The 4,992-nt window shown below is 48.8% G+C and carries 2 tRNA genes and 2 rRNA genes; all 4 read left to right on the top strand.

Going from position 1 to position 4,992, the window contains the following annotated elements:
• Positions 1–84 precede the first annotated feature (84 nt).
• A 16S ribosomal RNA gene (locus H1R81_RS27195) occupies positions 85–1,590 on the top strand.
• 173 nt (positions 1,591–1,763) lie between these two features.
• Positions 1,764–1,840 (top strand) — tRNA-Ile (locus H1R81_RS27190).
• Between the two features lie 84 nt (positions 1,841–1,924).
• Positions 1,925–1,998 (top strand) — tRNA-Ala (locus H1R81_RS27185).
• 196 nt (positions 1,999–2,194) lie between these two features.
• Positions 2,195–4,992: ribosomal RNA gene (locus H1R81_RS27180) — 23S ribosomal RNA — on the top strand; the annotation flags it as partial.

The raw sequence follows: 4,992 nt of genomic DNA, 5'->3' as shown, positions 1-4,992 counted from the left end.
GCAGGAATGCTGGATGAATAAAGTTCATTAACTTGTTGAGAATGCAAATGCGAGACCAAAGTGGTCAGGCAAACAAATTCATTTACAATGGAGAGTTTGATCCTGGCTCAGGATGAACGCTAGCGGCGGGCTTAATACATGCAAGTCGAGGGGTGGTAGCAATACTACACCGGCGCACGGGTGCGTAACGCGTATGCAACCTACCTTTATCTGGGGGATAGCCCGGGGAAACCCGGATTAATACCGCATAACAAATTTACTGGCATCAGTTAATTTTAAAAGATTTATCGGATAGAGATGGGCATGCGTAAGATTAGATAGTTGGCGGGGTAACGGCTCACCAAGTCTACGATCTTTAGGGGCTCTGAGAGGAGAATCCCCCACACTGGCACTGAGATACGGGCCAGACTCCTACGGGAGGCAGCAGTAGGGAATATTGGGCAATGGACGCAAGTCTGACCCAGCCACGCCGCGTGCAGGAAGAAGGCCCTCTGGGTTGTAAACTGCTTTTGACTGGGAAGAAAAGATCTCTTGCGAGAGAAGTTGACGGTACCAGCAGAATAAGCCACGGCTAACTACGTGCCAGCAGCCGCGGTAATACGTAGGTGGCGAGCGTTATCCGGATTTATTGGGTTTAAAGGGTGCGTAGGCGGCTGATTAAGTCAGCGGTGAAAGGTAGCAGCTTAACTGTTTTACATGCCGTTGATACTGGTTAGCTTGAGTTAACAGAAGGCAGATAGAATTTCTGGTGTAGCGGTGAAATGCTTAGATACCAGGAGGAATACCGATTGCGAAGGCAGTCTGCTGCAGTTACACTGACGCTGAGGCACGAAAGTGCGGGGATCAAACAGGATTAGATACCCTGGTAGTCCGCACAGTAAACGATGATTACTAGTTGTTGGCTTTAGTCAGTGACCAAGGGAAACCGATAAGTAATCCACCTGGGGAGTACGCCGGCAACGGTGAAACTCAAAGGAATTGACGGGGGTCCGCACAAGCGGTGGAGCATGTGGTTTAATTCGATGATACGCGAGGAACCTTACCTGGACTAGAATGTGAGGGAATTATTCAGAAATGGATAAGCCAGCAATGGCCCAAAACAAGGTGCTGCATGGCTGTCGTCAGTTCGTGCCGTGAGGTGTTGGGTTAAGTCCCGCAACGAACGCAACCCCTGTTGTCTGTTGCCATCAAGTTAAGTTGGGGACTCAGACAAGACTGCCTACGCAAGTAGAGAGGAAGGAGGGGACGACGTCAAGTCATCATGGCCCTTACGTCCAGGGCAACACACGTGCTACAATGGGCGATACAGAGTGTTGCGAGCCAGCAATGGCAAGCCAATCACAAAAAGTCGTTCACAGTTCGGATTGGGGTCTGCAACTCGACCCTATGAAGCTGGAATCGCTAGTAATCGGGTATCAGCTATGACCCGGTGAATACGTTCCCGGACCTTGTACACACCGCCCGTCAAGCCATGGAAGTTGGGTAGACCTGAAGCGGAAGGTAAAAGATTTCGTTAGGGTAGAACCAGTAACTGGGGCTAAGTCGTAACAAGGTAGCCGTACCGGAAGGTGCGGCTGGAACACCTCCTTTTTAGAGATACTTATCTTATATAGATAAAGAATCAAAAACGACTGACACAAAGGATTGAGCATTTGTATTCTCACAAACAAGTTATGTAAGATTGAAGTGAAGGAACGGAAGTTTACAGGTGTAGTGGTTGTAGCAAGCAAAACTACAGGCCATGTGACTGCAAACTCTGAAAGGGGCTTGTAGCTCAGGTGGTTAGAGCGTTACACTGATAATGTAAAGGTCCGTGGTTCGAGTCCACGCAGGCCCACCAAAGTTGAATGGCGAATGAGTGAATGGCGAATGAGCGAATAGAATATTCACGATTCACCATTAACTAATTCACGATTAAAATAATGGGGGTTTAGCTCAGCTGGCTAGAGCACCTGCTTTGCAAGCAGGGGGTCAACGGTTCGAATCCGTTATCCTCCACAAAACAAAAGTTAACTGGTACTTTAACAACCGGATTCAGTTCTTTACGAAGAAACACTAGGTAGTAATACCACTATTCTAATGAAGAGTAGATAAATTACTTCAATACACTAGCACAGCTTGGTAGTTGTTGAGGATTTACTCGGACTTGGGTAAAGTTATTTGACATGATGGAAGAGAGAATAAAAGAGATAATGTAGGAGCTACATAAGGGCGTACGGAGGATGCCTAGGGTCTCAGAGGCGAAGAAGGACGTGATAAGCTGCGATAAGCTACGGGGAGAAGCACATTTTCTGTGATCCGTAGATTTCCGAATGGGGCAACCCAATAGTTTGAAGAACTATTACCATATCTGATATGGAGCTAACTCGGTGAACTGAAACATCTAAGTAACCGAAGGAAAATAAAACAACAGTGATTCCGCAAGTAGTGGCGAGCGAACGCGGAGAAGCCCAAACCATATTTGTTACGGCAAAAGTGGGGTTATAGGACTGCATTTAGGATTTATGTTTAAGTTGAATGATTTGGGAAAGTCATCCATAGAGTGTGAGAGACACGTAAACGTACCGACATAATGACGAGCAGTATCCTGAGTAGGTGGGGACCGGTGGAATCCCCTCTGAATTCGGCGGCACCATCCGCCAAGGCTAAATACTCCTGAGACACCGATAGTGAACGAGTACTGTGAAGGAAAGGTGAAAAGCACGGGGAGTACCCGGGTGAAATAGAACCTGAAACCGTACGCTTACAAGCGGTCGGAGCTGGCAAGTCCAGTGACGGCGTGCCTTTTGCATAATGACCCTACGAGTTACGGTCACCGGCAAGATTAAGTATTTCAGATACGTAGTCGAAGCGAAAGCAAGTCTGAATAGGGCGAATAGTCGGTGGCTGTAGACGCGAAACCTTGTGATCTACCCATGGTCAGGTTGAAGGTTGGGTAAAACCAACTGGAGGACCGAACCAGTTAACGTTGAAAAGTTTTTGGATGAACTGTGGGTAGGGGTGAAAGGCTAATCAAACTGGGAAATAGCTCGTACTCTCCGAAATGTATTTAGGTACAGCGTCGAGGTTGAGTTATATCGAGGTAGAGCTACCAATAGGATGCGGGGGAGTCAAATCCTACCAAATTCTGATAAACTCCGAATGCGATATAATATACTCGGCAGTGAGGGCTTGGGTGCTAAGGTCCGAGTCCAAAAGGGAAAGAACCCAGAACTACAACTAAGGTCTCTAAATCTATACTAAGTTGAACTAAGGAAGTCTGATTGCAGAGACAGCCAGGATGTTTGCTTGGAAGCAGCAATCATTTAAAGAGTGCGTAACAGCTCACTGGTCGAGCGAGGCGGGCATCGATAATAAACGGGCATCAAGTATAGTACCGAAGTTTAGTCAAGATGTAAATCTTGGGTAGGAGAGCATTCTGTTCGCGGCGAAGGTGTACTGTGAGGTATGCTGGAGCGGATAGAAAAGCAAATGTAGGGATAAGTAGCGATAATGTATGTGAGAACCATACACACCGAAAGACTAAGGATTCCTCAGCTACGTCAATCAACTGAGGGTTAGTCGGGTCCTAAGGATCATGCGAAAGCAGAAGCCGATGGCAAACAGGTTAATATTCCTGTACTGGTGATGGTGCGATGCGGGGACGGAGTGTCGGAGTGGATACGTCCTGACGGAATAGGGCGTTGAGGGGAGGCTTAGGCTGAACCGAATTCGTGAAGAGACTTCCAAGAAAAGCCGCTAAGCTTCAGCCATTTACCACCCGTACCGTAAACCGACACAGGTAGTCGAGGCGAGAAGCCTCAGGTGCTCGAGTGAGTCACAGCTAAGGAACTCGGCAAATTAACCCTGTAACTTCGGGAGAAGGGGAGCCTCAGCAATGAGGCCGCAGAGAAATGGCCCAGGCGACTGTTTAACAAAAACACATGGCTTTGCTAAGTTTAATGACAAAGTATAAGGCCTGACACCTGCCCGGTGCTGGAAGGTTAAGAGGGGATGTCATCGCAAGAGAAGCATTGAATCGAAGCCCCAGTAAACGGCGGCCGTAACTATAACGGTCCTAAGGTAGCGAAATTCCTTGTCGGGTAAGTTCCGACCTGCACGAATGGTGTAACGATCTGGGCACTGTCTCAGCTGTGAGCTCGGCGAAATTGTAGTAGCGGTGAAGATGCCGCTTACCCGCCACGGGACGGAAAGACCCCGTGAACCTTTACTATAGCTTAACGTTGAATTCGGGTAACTGATGTGTAGGATAGGTGGGAGGCTGTGAGCCGGTGTCGCCAGGCATCGGGGAGCCAACGTTGAAATACCACCCTTTGGTTATTTGGATTCTAACTCGCGCTGCGAGGACACCGTTTGGTGGGTAGTTTGACTGGGGTGGTCGCCTCCAAAAGAGTAACGGAGGCTTCCAAAGGTAGTCTCAGCACGCTTGGTAACCGTGCGTTGAGTGCAATAGCAAAAGACTGCTTGACAGTGAGACCAACAAGTCGAGCTGGCTGGAAACAGGGGTATAGTGATCCGGTGGTTCTGTATGGAAGGGCCATCGCTCAAAGGATAAAAGGTACTCCGGGGATAACAGGCTGATCTCCCCCAAGAGCTCACATCGACGGGGAGGTTTGGCACCTCGATGTCGGCTCGTCACATCCTGGGGCTGGAGAAGGTCCCAAGGGTTCGGCTGTTCGCCGATTAAAGTGGCACGCGAGCTGGGTTCAGAACGTCGTGAGACAGTTCGGTCCCTATCTGTGGTGGGCGTTGGAAGATTGAGAGGGTCTGACTTTAGTACGAGAGGACCGAGTTGGACGTACCGCTGGTGCATCTGTTGTCCTGCCAAGGGCATGGCAGAGTAGCCAAGTACGGACGGGATAAACGCTGAAAGCATCTAAGTGTGAAACCCTCCTCAAGATGAGTCTTCCATTGAGATTCGTCATAGACGATGACGTTGATAGGCTACAGGTCTAAAAGTGGTAACACCCAGCCGAGTAGTACTAATGAATC

The organism is Emticicia sp. BO119 (assembly GCF_013912375.1).
In the GTDB taxonomy this organism is placed as follows: domain Bacteria; phylum Bacteroidota; class Bacteroidia; order Cytophagales; family Spirosomataceae; genus Emticicia.
The sequence above is the reverse complement of the archived record's forward strand: the minus strand, read 5'-3'. Positions and strand labels throughout refer to the sequence as shown.